Genomic DNA, 17,498 nt, shown 5'->3' on the forward strand with positions numbered 1-17,498 from the left:
CACAAAGGAGGCACTCCGTGACAGTTGACCGAAGCACCGAAATCCTCACCAACGAGCAGGCGCCCACCGCCCTCGTCCCCGAGCTCGAACACCGCCCTGGCCGCTGGATTGCCAACTGGGATGCAGAGAACAAGGAGCAGTGGGAAGTTGCCGGCCGTTCCATCGCCAAGCGCAACCTCTACTGGTCCATCTTCGCCGAGTTCCTGGGCTTCGTCGTCTGGCAGCTCTGGTCGATCGTAGTCGTCCAGCTCCCGGCCGCCGGCTTCAAGTTCGACACCAACCAGATCTTCTGGCTCATCTCGATCCCCAGCCTGGTCGGGGCCACGCTGCGCATCCCCTACACCTTCATGGTTCCGAGGTTCGGCGGCCGCAACTGGACCATCGTCTCGGCCCTCCTGCTGCTGATCCCCACAGCCGGCCTCGCTCTTTGCGTCTCCAGCCCCGCGACCCCCTTCGGGGTCATGCTGCTGGTAGCGGGACTCGCAGGCTTCGGCGGCGGCAACTTCGCCAGCTCGATGGCAAACATCACCTTCTTCTACCCTGCCCGTGAAAAGGGCTGGGCGCTCGGCCTGAACGCCGCGGGCGGAAACCTCGGTGCCGCCGTCGCGCAGCTCGTTGTCCCGATCGCCGTCACCCTCTTGGCCGCCGGGACCGTCAACCTGCCCATGGCAGGCCTTATCTGGATCCCGCTCATCCTTGTCGCCGCATTCGGCGCCTGGAAGTACATGAACAACCTCACCAGCGCCAAGGGCGACGTGGCAGGCTCGATCGCCGCGTTGAAGGAACCGCACCTGTGGATCATGGCCTTCCTCTACATCGGCACCTTCGGCTCGTTCATCGGCTTCTCCGGCGTTTTCCCCAAGCTCATCAAGGACTACTTCCCGGCTTTCTCCTCCATGCACCTCGGCGCAGTGGCCCTCTCGCTTGCCTTCCTCGGCCCGCTGGTCGGCTCGCTGGCCCGCCCCTACGGTGGACGCATGGCTGACCGCATGGGCGGAGCCCGGATGACCGTCACGGCGTTCGCAGCGATGGCGATCATCACCTTGACCATGATCTGGACCCTTCCGCTCAAGAACTTCTGGCTCTTCCTGGTCCTGTTCCTGTTCCTCTTCACGGCAAGCGGCTTTGGAAACGGCGCCACCTACCGCATGATTCCGGTGATCTTCGCCACCTCCAGCCGGGCCGCGCGTTCCGGGGCCAGCACCGCTAGCACGGCACGCCTCGCGTCTTCCTCCCTCGGCCTGATCTCGGCGATCGGCGCCTACGGCGGATTCGTCATCCCCCAGGTGCTCAACGCATCGAGTGCTTCCGGTTCCTACACCCCCGCGTTCTACGGCTTCGTCGGCGCCTACGTGCTAATGCTCGTCGTCTGCTGGGTCTGCTACCTCCGGAAGGCCAACCGTAACGCGATGGGACACATCTAATATGCCCAATGGCGCCAACACCCACTGCCCGTATTGTGCGCTGCAGTGCGCCATGACTCTGACCCCGGCGGCGCCCTCGGCGCAGCCGGGGTCAGACCCCGCTCCGGCGGCAAAGGTACTTCCACTACTGGAAGTATCCGGCCGCGACTTCCCCACCAACCGGGGCGGGCTGTGCCGCAAGGGCTGGACATCGGCGTCGTTGTTGAACCACACCGGACGAGTCACGGAACCCATGCTCAAAGGGTCCGACGGCGTCCACCGGCCGGTCACGTGGGACCAAGCGCTCATGCTGGTCACGGGAGCCGTCAAACAGACCCGCGAACAGTATGGAGCCGACGCGGTCGGCGTGTTCGGCGGCGGCGGACTCACCAATGAGAAGGCCTACCAGTTGGGCAAGTTCGCCCGCCTGGCGCTGGGCACCTCGCGCATCGACTACAACGGACGTTTCTGCATGTCCTCCGCTGCTGCAGCCGGAAACCGCGCGTTCGGCGTGGACCGCGGCCTTCCGTTCCCCGTGGAGGACCTTGATTCGGCAAACGCCATCTTCCTTCTCGGCTCCAATGTTGCCGAGACCATGCCGCCGTTCGTCCAGCACCTACAGGGCGCGCGAGATTCCGGCGGGTTGATCGTGGCCGATCCCCGCCGTTCCGCGACGGCCGCATTCACCGGCGACGGCGGCGGCATCCACTTGCAGCCGACCCCCGGTACGGACCTTGCCCTGCTGTTGGGTATCTCCCACGTAGTGGTCCACGAAGGCCTCGCCGACGCCGAATACCTCCAGAGCCGCACCACCGGGTACCCGGCGATCGTCCGCAGCCTCGCAGCTTTCTGGCCGGAGCGCGTGCAATCGATCACCGGCGTGCCCGCCACGCTCATCCGCGAGACCGCACGGCGCCTCGCCGACGGCGCCCGGCGCGGTGGCAGCTACATCTTGACCGGCCGCGGAGTCGAGCAGCACGTCGACGGCACCGACACCGCCACTGCCGCGATCAACCTCAGCCTCCTCCTCGGCCTGCCGGGCTCCTCCCGCAGCGGCTACGGCACGCTGACCGGCCAAGGCAACGGCCAGGGTGGCCGCGAGCACGGCCAGAAAGCCGACCAGCTCCCCGGGTACCGCAAGATCACCGATCCCGCCGCCCGCGCCCACGTTGCCAAGGTGTGGGGCGTGGACGAATCGCTCATCCCCGGCCCCGGCCTGCCAGCCGTGGAACTGTTGAAGTCTTTGGGACAGCCCGACGGCGTCCGTTGCCTTTTCGTGCACGGCGCCAATGTTGCAGTATCCGCCCCGGACGCCAGCACCGTGATCGAGGGCTTGCGCAGCCTGGACTTCCTGGTGGTCTGCGATTTCTTCATGTCCGAGACCGCGCTTGAGGCGGACCTCGTCCTCCCCGTCACGCAGTGGGCCGAGGAAGAAGGCACCCTGACCAACCTCGAGGGCCGCGTGCTCCGCCGTCGGAAGGCGCTCACCCCTCCCCCGGGCGTCCGCAGCGAATTGTGGCTCATGGCCCGGCTCGCCGAATCCCTCGACGCTCCGTCCACGTTCAGCGACGATCCCGAGACCGTCTTTGAGGAACTCCGGCTCGCCTCGGCAGGCGGCTTAGCCGACTACTCCGGGATCGACTACGCCATGCTGGATCGCGGAGAAGCCGCGTACTGGCCCTATCCCACCGGCAGCTCGGGAACGCCGCGCCTCTTCCTCGACGGCTTCGCGCACGCCGGCGGGCGCGCGGTGATGGTCCCGGTGGCGCCGCAGAAGCGGTCCCAGCGCTCCGCCGTCGTCGGCTCCGATCCTGATCCGCTGACGCTCGTCACCGGGCGACTGCTGGAGCACTACCAATCGGGCGCCCAGACCCGCCGTGTGGCCGAACTCGCGGCCGCCCAGCCGGAGGCGCTCCTGCAGATGCACCCCGCGACGGCGGTCGTCAGGAACATCTCCGACGGCGACTTTGTCCGGGTCTCCAACCAGCGTGGCGAAGTCCTGTGCAGGGTGGAGCTCAGCAACTCAATCCGCACGGACACCGTCTTCCTTCCTTTCCATTTCCCTGGACTGGGCAGCGCCAACCGGCTCACTGAGGCGGTCACGGATCCTATTTCCGGCATGCCGGAGTTCAAGGCCAGCACGGTGTGGGTCCGGAAGGCGGCACTACCAGAGGTCGAACCGGCGCTGGCTGTCCCAGCGGCAGCCGGCCCGTCAATGCACGTCAAGGAGGCATCGTGAGCGAGCGAATTGTGGTGGTCGGATTCGGGCCGGTCGCGGCCCGGCTGGTGGACGAGTTGTTGCCCGCCGTGCGCAGCGGCCTTGTCCAGCTGCTCGTCGTCGGGCAGGAAGCCGAAGCCGCGTACAACCGCGTCATGGTGGCGGAACTCGGCGTGGGGCGGACCACCGCAGAGGCACTCGCGATGGCGGACGCAACCGATTTGGTGGCCGACGGCGTCGAGGTCCGGCTGGGGGTCACGGTCAAACGCATCGACCGCGCCCGCCAGCAAGTAGTCCTCTCGGACGGAACCACTCCAAGCTACGATCGCCTGGTGTTCGCAACGGGCTCGCGGCCTGTCATTCCCAACCTCACGGGAATCAACCCGGATCCTTCGCACCCGGTGCTCCCGCTAGGCGTGACCGCCCTCCGAGACCTCCGTGATGCCGCTCAACTGCGCGACGCCGTGGTTGCCGGCAAGCGCGTGATCGTCCTCGGCGGCGGCGTGCTGGGCCTTGAAACGGCCCTCGCCGCGACGGAAGAAGGCGCCCTGACCACGGTGGTGCACAACGGTTCCTTCCCGCTGGGGCGCAATATCGACCGCGGCGGCGGCGCCGTTCTTGCGGCAAGCCTGCGCAACAGCGGGATCACCATGGTGGGCAACGCCCGTTCCACGGCCGTCGAACACAACGGCCCCGACGGCATGTTCTCCGCCCTGGTGCTCAACGACGGGTCGAGGATCGAGGGCGACCTCTTGGTCCTCTCCTGTGGTGTCCGTCCACGGATCGAACTCGCCGAAGGTTGCGGACTGCCCGCGGCCACCGGCATCCTGGTGGATCACCACCTGCGCACGTACCACGAGCCGCACATGTTCGCGATCGGTGACTGCGCCGAAGTCCGTTGTGCCGACGTCGAATGCCCTGAGTGCCGCACCGCACCGGGCCCTTCCGGCCTGGTGGGTCCGGGCTGGCGCCAGGCCGAGTGGCTTGCCGAGTACCTGATCCTTCTAGCCGAGGGCGGCCAGGACGCTGCCGACACCTTGGCACCCTTGCCGCAGGAGAAGCCCGGCGTCGTGGTCTTGAAGGCACGCGGCATCAATCTTGCGGTCGCTGGCGACAATAGCGCCGAACCGTGGGACGACGAGTTGCTGTGCGTAGGAGTTGCCGAAGGCAGGCCGCGGCGCCAAGTTGCGCAATGGGCTGATCCGGAACACGGCCGCTACGTCAAGATGACCACACGGGGCGGCGCGCTCGAAGGCCTGGTGACCGTGGGCATGCCGCGCACGGCCGCGGAACTCGTGATGCTATTCGAACGCGGCTCCGAGCTTCCGGCCGACCGTTCCCTCCTGCTCCGCTTGGACGGCCCCGACCAGCTGGATTCCGCTGGTGCCAACAACGACCCCCAGCGCACGGTGTGCCGCTGCGCAGGCGTCAGCGGGGCGAGCATCGAGGAAGCCGTGCTGGATGGCTGCTCCTCCGTACCAGAGGTTTCCAAGGCGACCCGTGCAGGGACTGGGTGTGGCGGGTGCCACGGGGATATCAAGGGGATTATTGAGAAGCACTTCCAGGGCGTTGCGGCGTAGGGGGTTTGGGCGTCTTCCTACAGTTGCAGCAACAGGGTGTCCGAGCCGCCGTTCCGGCCGACCCGAACGAACCCGAGCCGCTCTTATAGATCCCGGGCGCGATTGCCGTCCTCCACGCTGAGGCTGATACCTCGCAGTCCGCGGGAGCGTCCGAGGGCGATGAGCGCAGTCATGAGCGCCGTACCAGTACCCGCTCCGCGAAGGCCGGGCACGACGCCGATGGTTAGTTCCGGTATGTCCGTCGCCACGAAGCCGTACCCTGCGTCGTCGGCGGCGAAGGTGCGGCACCATGCGGCGCCGATTCCATCTCCGTTCCCGGTCACGGCGACAACACCAAAGTCCCCCGGACGGGGCCAGCCTTCGACGTAGTGCGAGAATTCCGGGTCGTTCATGACCTGTTCGCGCGTGAACCGGTCACTCTCGCGCCAATTCGCTGCTTCAAAGCAAGCCGCCCACAGTGTCGACGTGTCTTCGGCGGTCGCTTCCCGGACTTTGATTGCCGCGGTTTCCATGATTGCCACCCTATTCCGCCGGGTTTGCGGGTGTGATCCCGCCGCGCCGCGCTAAGTGAACAGGCCCTCCCGATCCTCGTCGGTAAGCTCTGCGGAGTCGAGGAAGACTCTGAGATCGAATTTTGCCAAGGCATCCCGGAACGCGCCTTCGGTTGAAGTGCCGTGTTTCCGGCAAAGTTCCTCGAGCATTGGTTCAGCGTTGTTTCGTTTGCTGATCGCCGCCCGCAGATCACCTAACCTGACGGTTTCCAGATAATCGTCGACGATGCATTCGGGGTCGGTGCCAATTGCACGAAGCAGAGCCATGGCAAGTAAGCCCGTCCTGTCCCTGCCTCCCATGCAATGGAAGAGGACGCCTCCTGCCGGGGCGTTGACCACAGCGGATACAGCGGCGCCGGCCCGTTCGGGCATGGCTGCAAGGTGCGGGAGGAAGTAGAGCGCTGTGCCCACTAGGCCGTTGTCCCAGTAGTCAGCCCAGAACTCTTTGTTTTCAGGCCGTCAAGGTCAACGTGGATCGTGGTGAGCCAGCCGGGCCGTTCCTGGGTATCTTTTTTGCGTTCCGTTTGCTGACGGAGGTCGACCACCGTGCGGATCCCGGCATCATGGATCTGTTGCCATCCGTTCCCAGTGATCCAATCGACGTTCTCGCTCCGGAAGAACACGCCGCGTGGAGTAAGGGTGCCATCTGCCCGCTGTAGACCACCGAGGTCGCGTCCATTGACTAGACCGTCAACTTTGAGTGTGCGATCGTCGTTCTCTGCAAAATCCCCCATGCTCCCTAGTTAACCGCGCCGATCACGATCATGTCGAAATGATCCATGGCTGATCGCCGTCGCCTGCCGCTGCTCGCAAGAGGTCCGGCAGTTCCAGTACGACCCGGCCAGCTGACGAGGGCAACCTCAGCCGGGGTGGGGATCTGGCTAACGCGTTCCATCCCTGAGAGCCGCGACGGTGTCTATTTGTACCTTGGCGCCCAGGGGCAGAGCTGCTACCTGAATCGTCGTGCGGACTGGGAAAGGTTCGGTCAGGCATCTGGCATAAACCGAGTTGATGACGTCGAAGTCCTCGTAATCTGTCAAAAAGACCGTGGTTCGCACAAGATCCGAAAGTCCCAGTCCCAGCTCTTCAAGTAGCGTTTTCAGGTTGTCCATCATGGCCGCGCATTGCTCGGCGACATCATGGGAAACCAGCAAGCCATTGTCCCTGCGTTGGCCGATGATGCCCGCTGTGAAACCGCTACCGGAGTGTTCGACAAAGTGCGAAAAGGGCGCGGAATACTGATAAAGACGTCTACTGAAGTAATGGTTTGGCATCAGCGCATCTGCTCTCTTGCTGTGAGTTCATCGACGAGGCGCTCTCGGAATCGAATCTCCATCCCCATACTCTTGCACAGCCATTGAGGACGACTATCGCGCAGCACATCACTGTGCGTGACCGTTGCCCATCAGCCGGAGGCAACAACAACTGAACTTGGTCACACCTGGAAGTAATGGTTCTTACGTGGTTGTTGGCGTGGGTCGATGTGGGGAGGCGGGATGAACCAGGGCACAACTGCTTGGACTTGGATGTGCCACTCTTCCTTGTGGATCAGATGGTGGTGGTGGCTGCAGAGCAAGACGCCGTTGTCCGTGCTGGTGGTGCCGCCCCGGGACCAGTACTCGATGTGGTGGGCTTCGCACCACGGGGCGGGCATGGTGCACGAAGGAAACGCGCAGCCTTTGTCCCTGGCGGTGATGGCTTTGCGGATGTGGGCCGGGAAGATCCGGGAGGCCCGGCCGATGTCCAGCACCTGGCCTTCCCCGCCAAGGACGACCGGGATGATGTCGGCGTCGCAGGCGATATTCCGCAAAGTGGCCGCCGGGACCGGCCCGGTGAACGTAAAGTTCCCCGTGCCTGGTTGCGACTGCGAGTGCCCGGTTTCTTTAAGTGACGCCAGAAGGTCCCGGTAGTCGATGGTGGCCATGATCTGGGGGCGCTGGCCTCCGGTCGCGGGCAATGCCCCTGTGGCGAGGGCAATCTTGCAGGCGCCCAGCAACCCGTCCAGTAGCTTCTGCGCCCTGGTGCGGCGGTCCAGGGACGCGGCATCATCGCGTGAACCACCTGGCGGATCGTTGGCCGGCCCGTTCGTCAGTTCGCTCTCGCCGCCCGCGTCCACCTGTTTGTCTCCGGGTCCGGACTCCTGGGCTGTGCGAGTCCGGGGGTTGGTGGCCGTGTTCATGACCGTGAGCAGGTGTTCGTATTGGTCCTGGGTGGCGAAGATTTCCAGATGCTGCAGCCCGTGTTTCGGTTTCCGGAGGAAGGCGCCCTGGAGGTGGCGCAAGGCTTCTTCGCTGGGTTCGGTACCGTCCTGGTCGATGGCTTCGGTCCAGCGGCGGGCGATCCTGGCCAGGAAATCAGCATCGTTCTCGCCCGCTGTCATGGTCAGCGCGTGTTCCATGTCCGCAGCTGCTTCGGCGCTGCACAGGGGCCGGACGCGTTCCAGTGCCATGGTGATAGTGGTGGCCGGGCGGGAGGCGATGCTCCCGGAGGCGAAGGCTGCGGCCACTTCTCCGTATGCCGGCTGGATCCGTTGCCCTGTGAGTGAGCGGCCGGGAAGCAGATTCTCCGCCAGGGCAAGGCGGCGGCGGGCTTCGGCCGCGCTGATCCGCAGGAGCGAGCGCAAGTGCTCACCGGTGTTCCTGAACTCCCGAAACCCGGTGTGAGCGGCCACCGCAGCGATACCACCGTCCTCGACGCCGGAACAGGTACCGGCTGCCTCAGCATCCACTCCGGGGTTGCCGGCACCAGTTCTGGAACCGCCCGCCAGCGCTTCGGCTTCCCAGCCCGTCGTCCACCCAGTCTCGCTGGCCGGCTCCTGCTGCCGCACCCGGTTCAGCTGCCCCGCGGCGACGACCTGCAAATAATCCAAGGTGCGGGACAACTCCTCCACGCCCGAGGCAAACGCAACGGAGTCCTGCAACCCCAGCTCCCCGACGTCGTCGACTGCCGTCCGTGCCAGTGAGCGCAACGCCGCAAGAGAACTCTCCAGCACCCGCCGCGGACCGCCGCGATCCCCGGCGCGATCCTCGCGAGGATCCAGCAGAACGAGCCGCCGCAGCTCCGGCGCTTGACGATCCGCAATCACCATCCGCGGCTCGCGCACCCCATGGGACACGACGAACCGGCCACCAGGCGCAGCGCCCTGCCGAGTGGTGAGGTGTCCGATCGCTTCCATGGAAACAGTCTGCCAGCAGGCTCTGACAAAATAGCCCGCCCACCGTCGCACTTACGTTATCGGTGGTTCTGTACGCTACGTACCGCCGCCGGGTCCAAGCAGCCATCGAGTTGCTGGCCGAGACACCGCGCCCCCCTGGCGCCAAAAAGCTAACCGGACGGGTCGAGTGGCGGGTTCGTACGGGAGATTATCGGGTGCTCTACCGGATCGACGACGGCCGGCTCGTCATCGTCGTCGTTCAGGCCGGTCATCGCCGCGAAATCTACAGGGAGTAGGTCATCTGGTTTCATGCGACGCAAAATGCCCCACGACACGCGAATACCCTGTGTGTCATGGGGCATTTTCTGTGTCGCAGATCCGAGATCAAGCTACATATGCACGTGCAACCGGCGCGCCGCTTCCGAGATGGACCCGGTCAGCGAGGGGTACACCGTAAAGGTGCTCGCGATGTCGTCGACGTGCAGTTTTTGCTTCACGGCAACAGCAATGGGGAAGATCAGCTCCGAAGCGTTCGGCCCGACGACGACGCCGCCGATTACAGTGCCCGAACCCTTGCGCGCGATGATCTTGACGAAGCCGTCCTTCGTGTTGCGCATCTTGGCGCGGGCGTTGCTCAGCAGGGAGAGCGTGACAACGTCGCCCTGGTACTTGCCCGATTCGAGGTCGGCCTCGGAGACGCCCACAGAGGCGATTTCCGGTGAGGTGAAAATGTTGGACGCTACCTGGTGGAGCTTGATCGGCATAACGGCGTCGCCCAGGAAGTGCGCAACCGCAATGCGGCCCTGCATGGCCGCGACAGAGGCGAGAGCCAAGATCCCCGTGCAGTCACCCGCAGCGTAGATGTTTGGCGCTGTGGTGCGGGAAACGCCGTCCACCTTGATATGCCCGGACTCCGTGACAGCCACACCTGCCTCTTCCAGCCCGATTCCGACCGTGTTGGGGATCGAACCCACGCAGACGAGGCAGTGGCTGCCCGTCACCATGGAACCGTCGCCCAACGTGACCTGGACGCCGGTGTCGGTCCTTTCCACGGCCTCAGCGCGCGAACGGGACAGAACGCGCACGCCGCGGCGCTTGAAGACACCTTCGAGGACCTGGGCCGCGTCGGTGTCCGAGCCGGGCAGAACTTGGTCGCGACTCGAAATCAGGGTGACGTTCGAGCCAAGGCCGTTGTAGGCCGAAGCGAATTCGGCGCCGGTAACGCCGGAACCGACGACGATCAGGTCTTCCGGAAGTTCCTCGAGGTTGTAGATCTGTGCCCAGTTCAGGATGCGGTCACCGTCGGGCTTTGCTGTGGGCAGTTCGCGGGGATGCGCACCGACGGCCAGGAGGATGGCGTCGGCCGTGATCGTCTTGGTGCCGTCCGAAGTGATGACCTCGATGGTGTGGTTGTCCAAGAGCCTTCCCGAGCCCATCAGGATTTCCACGTCAAGGTGCTCGAGGCCCACCCGGATGTCGTCGGACTGCTCCCGCGCGAGGTGCAGGACGCGGTCATTGATGTGGCCGAGGTCCGCGCGCATGCCTGGCGCTACATCGCTGCCGTCGACGGCGAACTTGACTCCCAGCTCCCCCGCCTCTGCGACGCGGGTCATGAGATCCGCCGTCGCGATCAGGGTTTTGGAAGGAACGACGTCGGTAAGTACGGCGGAGCCGCCGAGCCCGGCACGTTCGATGAGGGTGACCCGCGCTCCCAAGTGCGCTGCGACCATTGCCGCTTCATATCCGCCTGGACCTCCGCCCAGGATCGCGATTCGTGGTGAGCTGAAGTCAGGATGCATGGTCACAATGGTCAATTCTTACTTAATGCCAGCGGACCCGCCACTAAGCCCCACCTGAGAACGCCCGCAGGGCAGTTTGCCCCGCCAAAGGCGCCCTGTTCAACAGCGCGGGCGGCACTGTAGTTTGTACCAGTGAGTAAGACAGAGCTGATCAACACAGACCCATTCGAGGCCGCCAAAGCTGCGGCCGACTACATCGCGGCGGAGACCGGCGTCGAATCCCACGACGTCGCACTCGTACTCGGCTCAGGCTGGGGCGCGGCTGCGGATCTCATTGGCGAAACGACGGCGACCCTCACGGCGTCGGAAGTTCCCGGCTTCCACGCTCCCGCCGTTGAGGGCCATGTGGGCACCATCCGCTCGGTCCTGACGAAGGAGGGCAAGCGGGCCCTGGTCCTGGGCGCGCGTACCCATTACTACGAAGGCAAAGGCGTTCGTGCGGTAGTCCACGGCGTGCGCACTGCTGCGGCCGCAGGATGCAAGACCCTGGTGGTGACTAACGGCTGCGGCGGCTTGAACGAATCCTGGACCCCCGGCACCCCAGTGCTGATCAGTGACCACATCAACCTGACGGCGGCTTCTCCCCTTGAAGGCGCCACATTCGTCGACCTCACGGACCTTTATTCCTCGCGCATCCGAGGCTTGGCCCGGGAAGTGGATCCCACGCTGGACGAAGGGGTCTACGCCCAGTTCACCGGCCCGCACTACGAAACTCCGGCCGAGGTCCAGTACGCCAAACGAATCGGCGCGGATCTGGTGGGCATGTCCACTGCTTTGGAGGCCATCGCCGGCCGGCACGCGGGCATGGAGGTCTTCGGCATTTCCCTGGTGACCAACCTGGCGGCGGGCATCAGCCCGGTACCGCTGAGCCACCAGGAAGTGATCGAGGCGGGCCAGACTGCAGGTGCGCGCATTTCCCGGCTCCTGGCGGACATCATCGCCAAGCTCTGATCCAGTAGCCCAGCGTTAGGGCGCGGATACCGCGACTAGTGCCGAACGCCGTCGGGCAATAACTCTGCTCGACGGCGTTCGGCACTAGCGGCAGGCGGCGGCCAGTAGAATCTGTGTAACTCTCCTCCATTGCGCCCGAACCGGAAGGAACGCAGATGATCACATCCGCCTCTTTCCGGCTCCTCCGAACGGGCCTGATCGGTTCAATCATTCTGGGCTTGGCCGCGGGCGGGCACCTGGCCGGTGGCGGCAAGCTACCCGAGCCCGCCATCCTCACGGCTCTGTGTGCACTGACGATACTCCCGGTAGCCATACTCACGCGGTTCCGCCTTTCCACGCCGGTCATCGCAGGACTCTTAGGCGCCGGACAGTTCTGGCTTCACTGGGCTTTCTGTGCCCTGCCGCCCGGGGTTTCGTCCGCGGCACCACTCCAGTCCGGGCATTCAGGACACGTCCCGGCCATGCTCCCCGGGACGTTAACTGCCGCGCTGCCTGCCCATACCGCCGAAAGCGACTGGCACATGTTCGCCGCCCATGCTGTGGCGACCCTTGGCACCACCTTGCTACTGGCTCGCGGGGAACAGGCACTTTGGGCGCTGGCGGCATGGCTGCGCCCACTGGTCCAACTACCCGCCCCAACACCCATCCAGACACCTAGCGGCCCCGCCCTTTGCGCGGTTCCTGCCGTGCTTCCCAGCGGTCTTCGCGGCCTTCGACTTCCCTCCCGGCGCGGTCCGCCAGCCCTGGTTCCTGCCGCCTGAGTCCATCCCTTCCGCATACGGGCTTGGGACCCTGCGGCACATTGCTGCTTTCACCGGCCGGACAGACTTCCGGCCCGTTTCAATCCCAGAATTTCCCTTGTGAAAGGCACCATTGCCATGAAGACCTCCCACCGCCGTGCCCTCAAGACCGCCTGCGCAGCCACGATGGCCGCCGGGATGCTCGCATTCGGCGTCTCAGCCGCGTCCGCACACGTCCACGTCGACCCCGACGACCCCGCAGCCGGTGGCTACACCCACCTGACCCTCAATGTCCCCAACGAATCACCCACGGCAAAAACCGACAAACTCGAGGTGTCCCTCCCCACCGACACTCCGTTCAACTCGGTGTCCGTGAAACCCATTGAAGGCTGGAAAGCCGAACTCATCACCTCCACCCTGCCTAAACCTGTCACGATCGCGGGAGCAACGGTAACCAAAGCTGTCACCTCCGTGGTGTGGACCGCTGACGCCGCGCACCAGATTGGGCAGGACGAATACCAGGCCTTCTCGCTCTCGGTGGGTGTACTGCCCGACGCCGGCACCACCATCACACTGCCGGCCACCCAGACGTATACAGACGGGGCCGTGGTGAAGTGGGACGAGAAGACCGTCCAAGGCCAGCCTGAGCCCGAACACCCCGCTCCCTCGTTCGTGACCACCGCCAGTGACTCCGCCGCACAGACGGCGCCCACGTCCTCCCCCTCCGCGACGCCCGCACCGTCAGCTGCGGCATCGACCACATCCAGCGACGCAGGATCCACAGCCGGCTGGTTCGGCCTTGCAGCGGGCCTGATCGGCTTGGCGGCAGGCGTTACCGCCCTGGTGCGAACCCGCTCCACCAAGGCTAAATAACCGACCCACCACAAACATCCGAACTGCCCGCGCCGTACCCCGGCGCGGGCAGTCTTTCGTTCCCCGTCAGACTTAGACATCGGGCCGCAAAAACGAGCCAGGTAGGCGTTCTGCCGGGGCACGTCGGATTCTGCTGGATCATTCCGTCGGCCGCGGGCTGCGGCCGCGAGATTCCAGGGTTCCGTAGTTTTTCCGTTCGAATGATTGAGCAAGATCCGACGCGACGCCGCTGAAGCGAGATGGTAAGAGCGGCCCAGGGTTGCCGGCCAGTTCACGCGGCCCAGAGACAGCCGTGCACCCAGCACGCGACAGGTCTCGTCACGCTAATTTTCCAGTTCCTGTCAAGTCAATTCGCCCCCGCGTTAATGGCGCGTGAACTTTTCGAATAAATCAGATTTATTCAGAAATATTTGACCAGCCACCCTTTCCATGGCACGCGCGCGGTGTAAAAATGTAAGCGCTTGCGCAAAGATGTCTGACATGTGCGCAAGCGCTTACAGCTCGCCCGAAACACGGTTTGCGGCGGCCTTCCTAGCACGTCTAGCTTGGAACAGTCCCGGCAAGTCGACGTGCCAGGACCACCAAGGATGAGGGCCTCGCAAAAGCCCTCATCCACCCGACACGATGGCGTTCCGGATGACGCCAGCGGTGTTATCGGGAACGCCGGAGTTCGGACCAGGGCTTGCGCCCCATTCCACGAAGTCCAACCTCCGCGAGAAGAGCAAGCATGAAATCTCACTCAAACCCCAACGGGCCACGCCGCCGTCTGCGGTCGGCAGCCGCGTTCGCGGCCGCTGCCGGCGTCGCCGCCACGGTGCTCATGGCATCCCCGGCAGCGCAGGCGAACTTGCCTGCTGACAAGCCGGCCACCACGATGCCGGCTCCCACGCCGGGATTCCCACTGCCAAGCGTCCACACCCAGGATGCATTTGATCCTGCGTCAAACTTCACGTCCAAGTGGACGCGAGCGGATGCCAAACAGATCATGGCCCAGAGCAACCCCAACGTGACCCCCGGCCAGAACTCCATGAGCCCCAACGTCACCATGCCGGAAATCCCGAAGGACTTCCCGGCAATGAACGACGACGTCTGGGTCTGGGACACGTGGTCCCTGACCGACGAAAACGCCAACCAGATCAGCTACAAGGGCTGGGACGTCATCTTCTCCCTCGTAGCTGACCGCCACGCGGGCTACGGCTTCGACCAGCGCCACTGGAACGCCCGAATCGGCTACTTCTTCCGCAAGACCAACGCAGACCCTGCGAAGGACAAGTGGAACTACGGCGGACACCTGTTCCTGGACAACACCTCCATCGGCAACACCGAATGGTCCGGCTCCACGCGCCTCATGCAGGGCGACCACGTCAACGTGTTCTACACGGCCACCACGTTCTACGACCGTGCCGAGCGCAACGCGGGCGGCGGCGGTATCGCTCCCGATGCAGTCATCGCCAAGGCCCTGGGCAACATCCACGCGAACAAGGACGGTGTCACGTTCGACGGTTTCCAGCACACCAAGCTGCTTGAGCCGGATGGAAAGCTTTACCAGAACAAGGCCCAGAACGCCGGTTTCGCCTTCCGCGACCCTTACACCTTCGAGGATCCGGCCCACCCGGGCCAGACCTTCATGGTTTTCGAAGGCAACACCGCCGGAAAGCGCGGCGACTACAAGTGCACGGATGCTGATCTTGGCTACCGCCCGGGCGATCCCCACGCCGAAAACACCAACACGGTGAACTCAACCACCGGTTCCTGGTACCAGACCGCGAGCGTCGGACTGGCCGTCGCAGACAACAAGGACCTGACCCAGTGGCACTTCCTGCCGCCGATCCTGTCCGCCAACTGCGTCAACGACCAGACTGAGCGCCCGCAGATCTTCATCCAGAACGAAAACGGCAAGAGCAAGTACTACCTGTTCACCATCAGCCACCAGTTCACCTATGCCGACGGCATGCGTGGTCCTGACGGCGTCTATGGCTTCGTGGGCAACGGTGTCCGCTCGGACTTCCAGCCGGTCAACAACAGCGGCCTTGCCCTTGGCTCGCCGACGGACCTGAACCTGCCGGCAAACAACCCGAGCGGCAACCAGTCGGCACAGCAGAACGGCCGGCAATTCCAGGCCTACTCGCACTACGTCCAGCCTGGCGGCCTGGTGCAGTCCTTCATCGACAACGTTGACGGAGTCCGCGGAGGGTCGCTCTCCCCCACGGTAAAGATCAACTTCGCCGGTGGCGTCACCCAGGTTGACCACAACTTCGGCAAGAACGGCCTCGGTCCGTTCGGTTACCTCCCCACCAACGTCCGCGTCGGCGGGGAAGGCCTCTACAAGTAGGCCACGTCAAAACCCGCTGGGCAGGCAAAGCATGCCGCCTGTCCAGCAAACGCGGGGCGACCGGTTCCACCCGGGCGCCCCGCTCCCCAACCCAGGAAGTACCATGCTCTACTCCCCCCACCGCCCGTTCCACCCGGCTCGCAAAGCGCTACTCGCCGTCGTCGCCGTCGTCCTGACAGTGTTCACGAGTTCCTGCACCCCGACGCCGGATGCCTCGCCGTCCGCGGGGAACTCGCCGTCCGCCGTCGGCACCGCCGTCGGAATATCCGCCCCGGCGGCGTCCGAATCGGACCCATGGCGGCCCGCCGCGCATCTGACTGCGTCGCAAAACTGGATCAACGACCCCAACGGGTTGGTTTACGAAAACGGGACCTATCACGCGTTTTACCAACACAATCCGCACGGCAACTTCTGGGGCGACATGTCCTGGGGCCACTCCACCAGCACCGACCTGGTGCACTGGACCCAGCAGCCGGTGGCCATGGAGGGCTCCGCGAGCGAGGAAATCTTTTCCGGCGCCATCGTTCCGGATACGAGGAACGCCTCGGGACTGGGCACCGCAGAAAACCCGCCGCTAGTGGCGCTCTACACCAGCTCATACGGCGACGGCGGGGCGTTGCCAAAGGGCAGCCAGGCCCAGTCCGTGGCCTACAGCCTGGACCACGGGACGTCTTGGACCAAGTACAAGGGCAACCCGGTGCTGAGCCTGCAGCCGGCGTCGAACAACTTCCGCGACCCCAAGGTCACCTGGTACGAACCCGGCAAATACTGGGTCATGACCACAGTGGTAGCCGACGCGCAGGTGGTGAAACTCTTCAAGTCCACGGACCTGCTGCACTGGAACTTCCTCAGCGATTTCACGGGAGTGGGCGCCCAGGGCGGACTCTGGGAAGTTCCGGAGCTGCTCCAGATGGACGTCGACGGCGGCAGCGGCCTGAAGAAGTGGGTCATGATCCTGAGCATCAACCCAGGAGGCATTGCGGGAGGCTCCGGGATGCAGTACTTCGTGGGCGAGTTCGACGGCACACGGTTCATGGCAGAGCATGCGGCAAAACCGGGTGACCCACTGACGGACTCGCAATGGCTGGACCACGGAGCCGACTTCTACGCCGCCAACACCATCACTTCTGCCCCTGGCGGAAAGCCGGAACTGCTCGGCTGGATGGGGAATTGGGACTATGCGCAGTCCTTACCCAGCACCCCGTGGCGCGGATCCATGGCAATCCCGCGCCAACTCAGCCTCGTAGCCACAGGCAACCGCTTCGAGCTCCATTCGACCATCGCGCCCGCTGCGGCGGATGCGCTCACGGACGCCAAGACCAGTGAAGTACATGGCACAAACTTCACCGTCACCGATTCCACGGACTCCCTTGGCGGCGACTTTGGTTCACGAACCGAGCTGATCGACGCCGAAATGGATGTTGCGGGCTCGGCTGAGGCCGGCATAGTGCTGCGAGCTTCCGCGGGTGGGAAGGCAGGCCTCCGGATCTCGTACAACCGCGCAACCCAGACTCTCAAAGTGGATCGCTCGGCCGCCGGCACTTCCAACTTCTCGCCGAAATTCAGCCCCTTCAATCAAGCCTCCGTGCCCATGAAGAACGGCAAGGTCCGCCTCCGCATCCTCTTGGATTCCTCGTCCGTAGAGGTGTTTACGCAAGACGGCTCGGTAGTCATCTCGGATATTTTCTTCCCGCAATGGGGCAACACGGGTGCGGCCGCCTTCAGCTCGGGAGGCACCGCGGGCTTCGTGCTGACCAGCACGCGGATACAACCCTGACGCCGGGGAGCCCAACTAACTCGCATTAGTTGTCGTTTACCCGCGGCAAAGTCAACTGGTCAGAGCAACGCTCGGGTTTAGGCTGCCTGCAGCAGCTGGTTGAGCCGGTTGGCTGGGGTT

15 protein-coding genes are annotated in these 17,498 nt (G+C 64.5%); 9 read left to right on the forward strand and 6 right to left on the reverse strand.

Annotated elements, in window-relative coordinates:
• Nucleotides 1-17 precede the first annotated feature (17 nt).
• From OOZ51_RS18355 to OOZ51_RS18365, 3 genes are read left to right on the forward strand one after another with little or no spacing between them, the layout of a single operon-like run.
• Nucleotides 18-1,424 carry an MFS transporter gene (locus OOZ51_RS18355; protein WP_416346409.1) on the forward strand — a complete coding sequence of 469 codons (1,407 nt, stop codon included), beginning with the start codon at nt 18-20 and terminating at the stop codon, nt 1,422-1,424.
• Nucleotide 1,425: 1 nt separating this feature from the next.
• Entirely contained in the window at nt 1,426-3,642 is a 2,217-nt protein-coding gene (locus OOZ51_RS18360; protein ID WP_265981205.1) for a molybdopterin oxidoreductase family protein, read from the forward strand.
• Complete coding sequence (locus tag OOZ51_RS18365; protein ID WP_265981206.1) at nt 3,639-5,201, forward strand: FAD-dependent oxidoreductase; 1,563 nt, start codon at nt 3,639-3,641, stop codon at nt 5,199-5,201. Before OOZ51_RS18360 ends, OOZ51_RS18365 begins: the two co-directional genes overlap by 4 nt.
• A gap of 83 nt (nt 5,202-5,284) precedes the next feature.
• Here the strand turns inward: OOZ51_RS18365 and OOZ51_RS18370 are convergent, their stop codons facing one another.
• From OOZ51_RS18370 to OOZ51_RS18390, 5 genes are all read right to left on the reverse strand, one after another.
• Nucleotides 5,285-5,713, reverse strand: coding sequence for a GNAT family N-acetyltransferase (locus OOZ51_RS18370; RefSeq protein ID WP_265981207.1), 429 nt, complete (start codon nt 5,711-5,713; stop codon nt 5,285-5,287).
• Nucleotides 5,714-5,764: 51 nt separating this feature from the next.
• A complete protein-coding gene (locus OOZ51_RS18375; protein WP_265981208.1) occupies nt 5,765-6,163 on the reverse strand; it encodes a tyrosine-protein phosphatase in 399 nt (132 codons plus the stop codon).
• A complete protein-coding gene (locus OOZ51_RS18380; protein ID WP_265981209.1) occupies nt 6,163-6,486 on the reverse strand; it encodes a tyrosine-protein phosphatase in 324 nt (107 codons plus the stop codon). Before OOZ51_RS18380 ends, OOZ51_RS18375 begins: the two co-directional genes overlap by 1 nt.
• Nucleotides 6,487-6,633: 147 nt before the next feature.
• Complete coding sequence (locus OOZ51_RS18385; RefSeq protein WP_265981210.1) at nt 6,634-7,026, reverse strand: RidA family protein; 393 nt, start codon at nt 7,024-7,026, stop codon at nt 6,634-6,636.
• Nucleotides 7,027-7,187: 161 nt separating this feature from the next.
• A complete protein-coding gene (locus tag OOZ51_RS18390) occupies nt 7,188-8,927 on the reverse strand; it encodes an HNH endonuclease signature motif containing protein (RefSeq protein WP_265981211.1) in 1,740 nt (579 codons plus the stop codon).
• A gap of 62 nt (nt 8,928-8,989) precedes the next feature.
• Here OOZ51_RS18390 and OOZ51_RS18395 point away from each other — a divergent pair, with 62 nt between their 5' ends.
• Nucleotides 8,990-9,202: a type II toxin-antitoxin system RelE family toxin gene (locus OOZ51_RS18395; protein WP_265981212.1), complete on the forward strand. Its 213-nt coding sequence runs from the start codon at nt 8,990-8,992 to the stop codon at nt 9,200-9,202.
• A gap of 93 nt (nt 9,203-9,295) precedes the next feature.
• On the opposite strand, the gene OOZ51_RS18400 is transcribed toward OOZ51_RS18395, so the two are convergent.
• Entirely contained in the window at nt 9,296-10,711 is a 1,416-nt protein-coding gene (locus OOZ51_RS18400) for an NAD(P)H-quinone dehydrogenase (RefSeq protein ID WP_265981213.1), read from the reverse strand.
• 126 nt (nt 10,712-10,837) lie between these two features.
• Between OOZ51_RS18400 and OOZ51_RS18405 the strand changes: the two genes are divergently transcribed.
• From OOZ51_RS18405 to OOZ51_RS18425, 5 genes are all read left to right on the forward strand, one after another.
• Nucleotides 10,838-11,656, forward strand: a complete 819-nt coding sequence (locus OOZ51_RS18405; protein ID WP_265981214.1) for a purine-nucleoside phosphorylase — start codon at nt 10,838-10,840, stop codon at nt 11,654-11,656.
• A gap of 155 nt (nt 11,657-11,811) precedes the next feature.
• Nucleotides 11,812-12,417: a hypothetical protein gene (locus OOZ51_RS18410; RefSeq protein ID WP_265981215.1), complete on the forward strand. Its 606-nt coding sequence runs from the start codon at nt 11,812-11,814 to the stop codon at nt 12,415-12,417.
• Nucleotides 12,418-12,534: 117 nt separating this feature from the next.
• On the forward strand, nt 12,535-13,269 hold the full coding sequence (locus OOZ51_RS18415; protein ID WP_265981220.1) for a YcnI family copper-binding membrane protein: 735 nt from the start codon (nt 12,535-12,537) through the stop codon (nt 13,267-13,269).
• 727 nt (nt 13,270-13,996) lie between these two features.
• On the forward strand, nt 13,997-15,601 hold the full coding sequence (locus OOZ51_RS18420; RefSeq protein ID WP_265981216.1) for a glycoside hydrolase family 68 protein: 1,605 nt from the start codon (nt 13,997-13,999) through the stop codon (nt 15,599-15,601).
• A gap of 103 nt (nt 15,602-15,704) precedes the next feature.
• Complete coding sequence (locus OOZ51_RS18425) at nt 15,705-17,378, forward strand: glycoside hydrolase family 32 protein (protein WP_265981217.1); 1,674 nt, start codon at nt 15,705-15,707, stop codon at nt 17,376-17,378.
• The last annotated feature ends 120 nt before the right edge of the window (nt 17,379-17,498 follow it).

The sequence above is a fragment of the Arthrobacter rhizophilus genome (genome assembly GCF_026241105.1).
GTDB lineage: Bacteria > Actinomycetota > Actinomycetes > Actinomycetales > Micrococcaceae > Arthrobacter.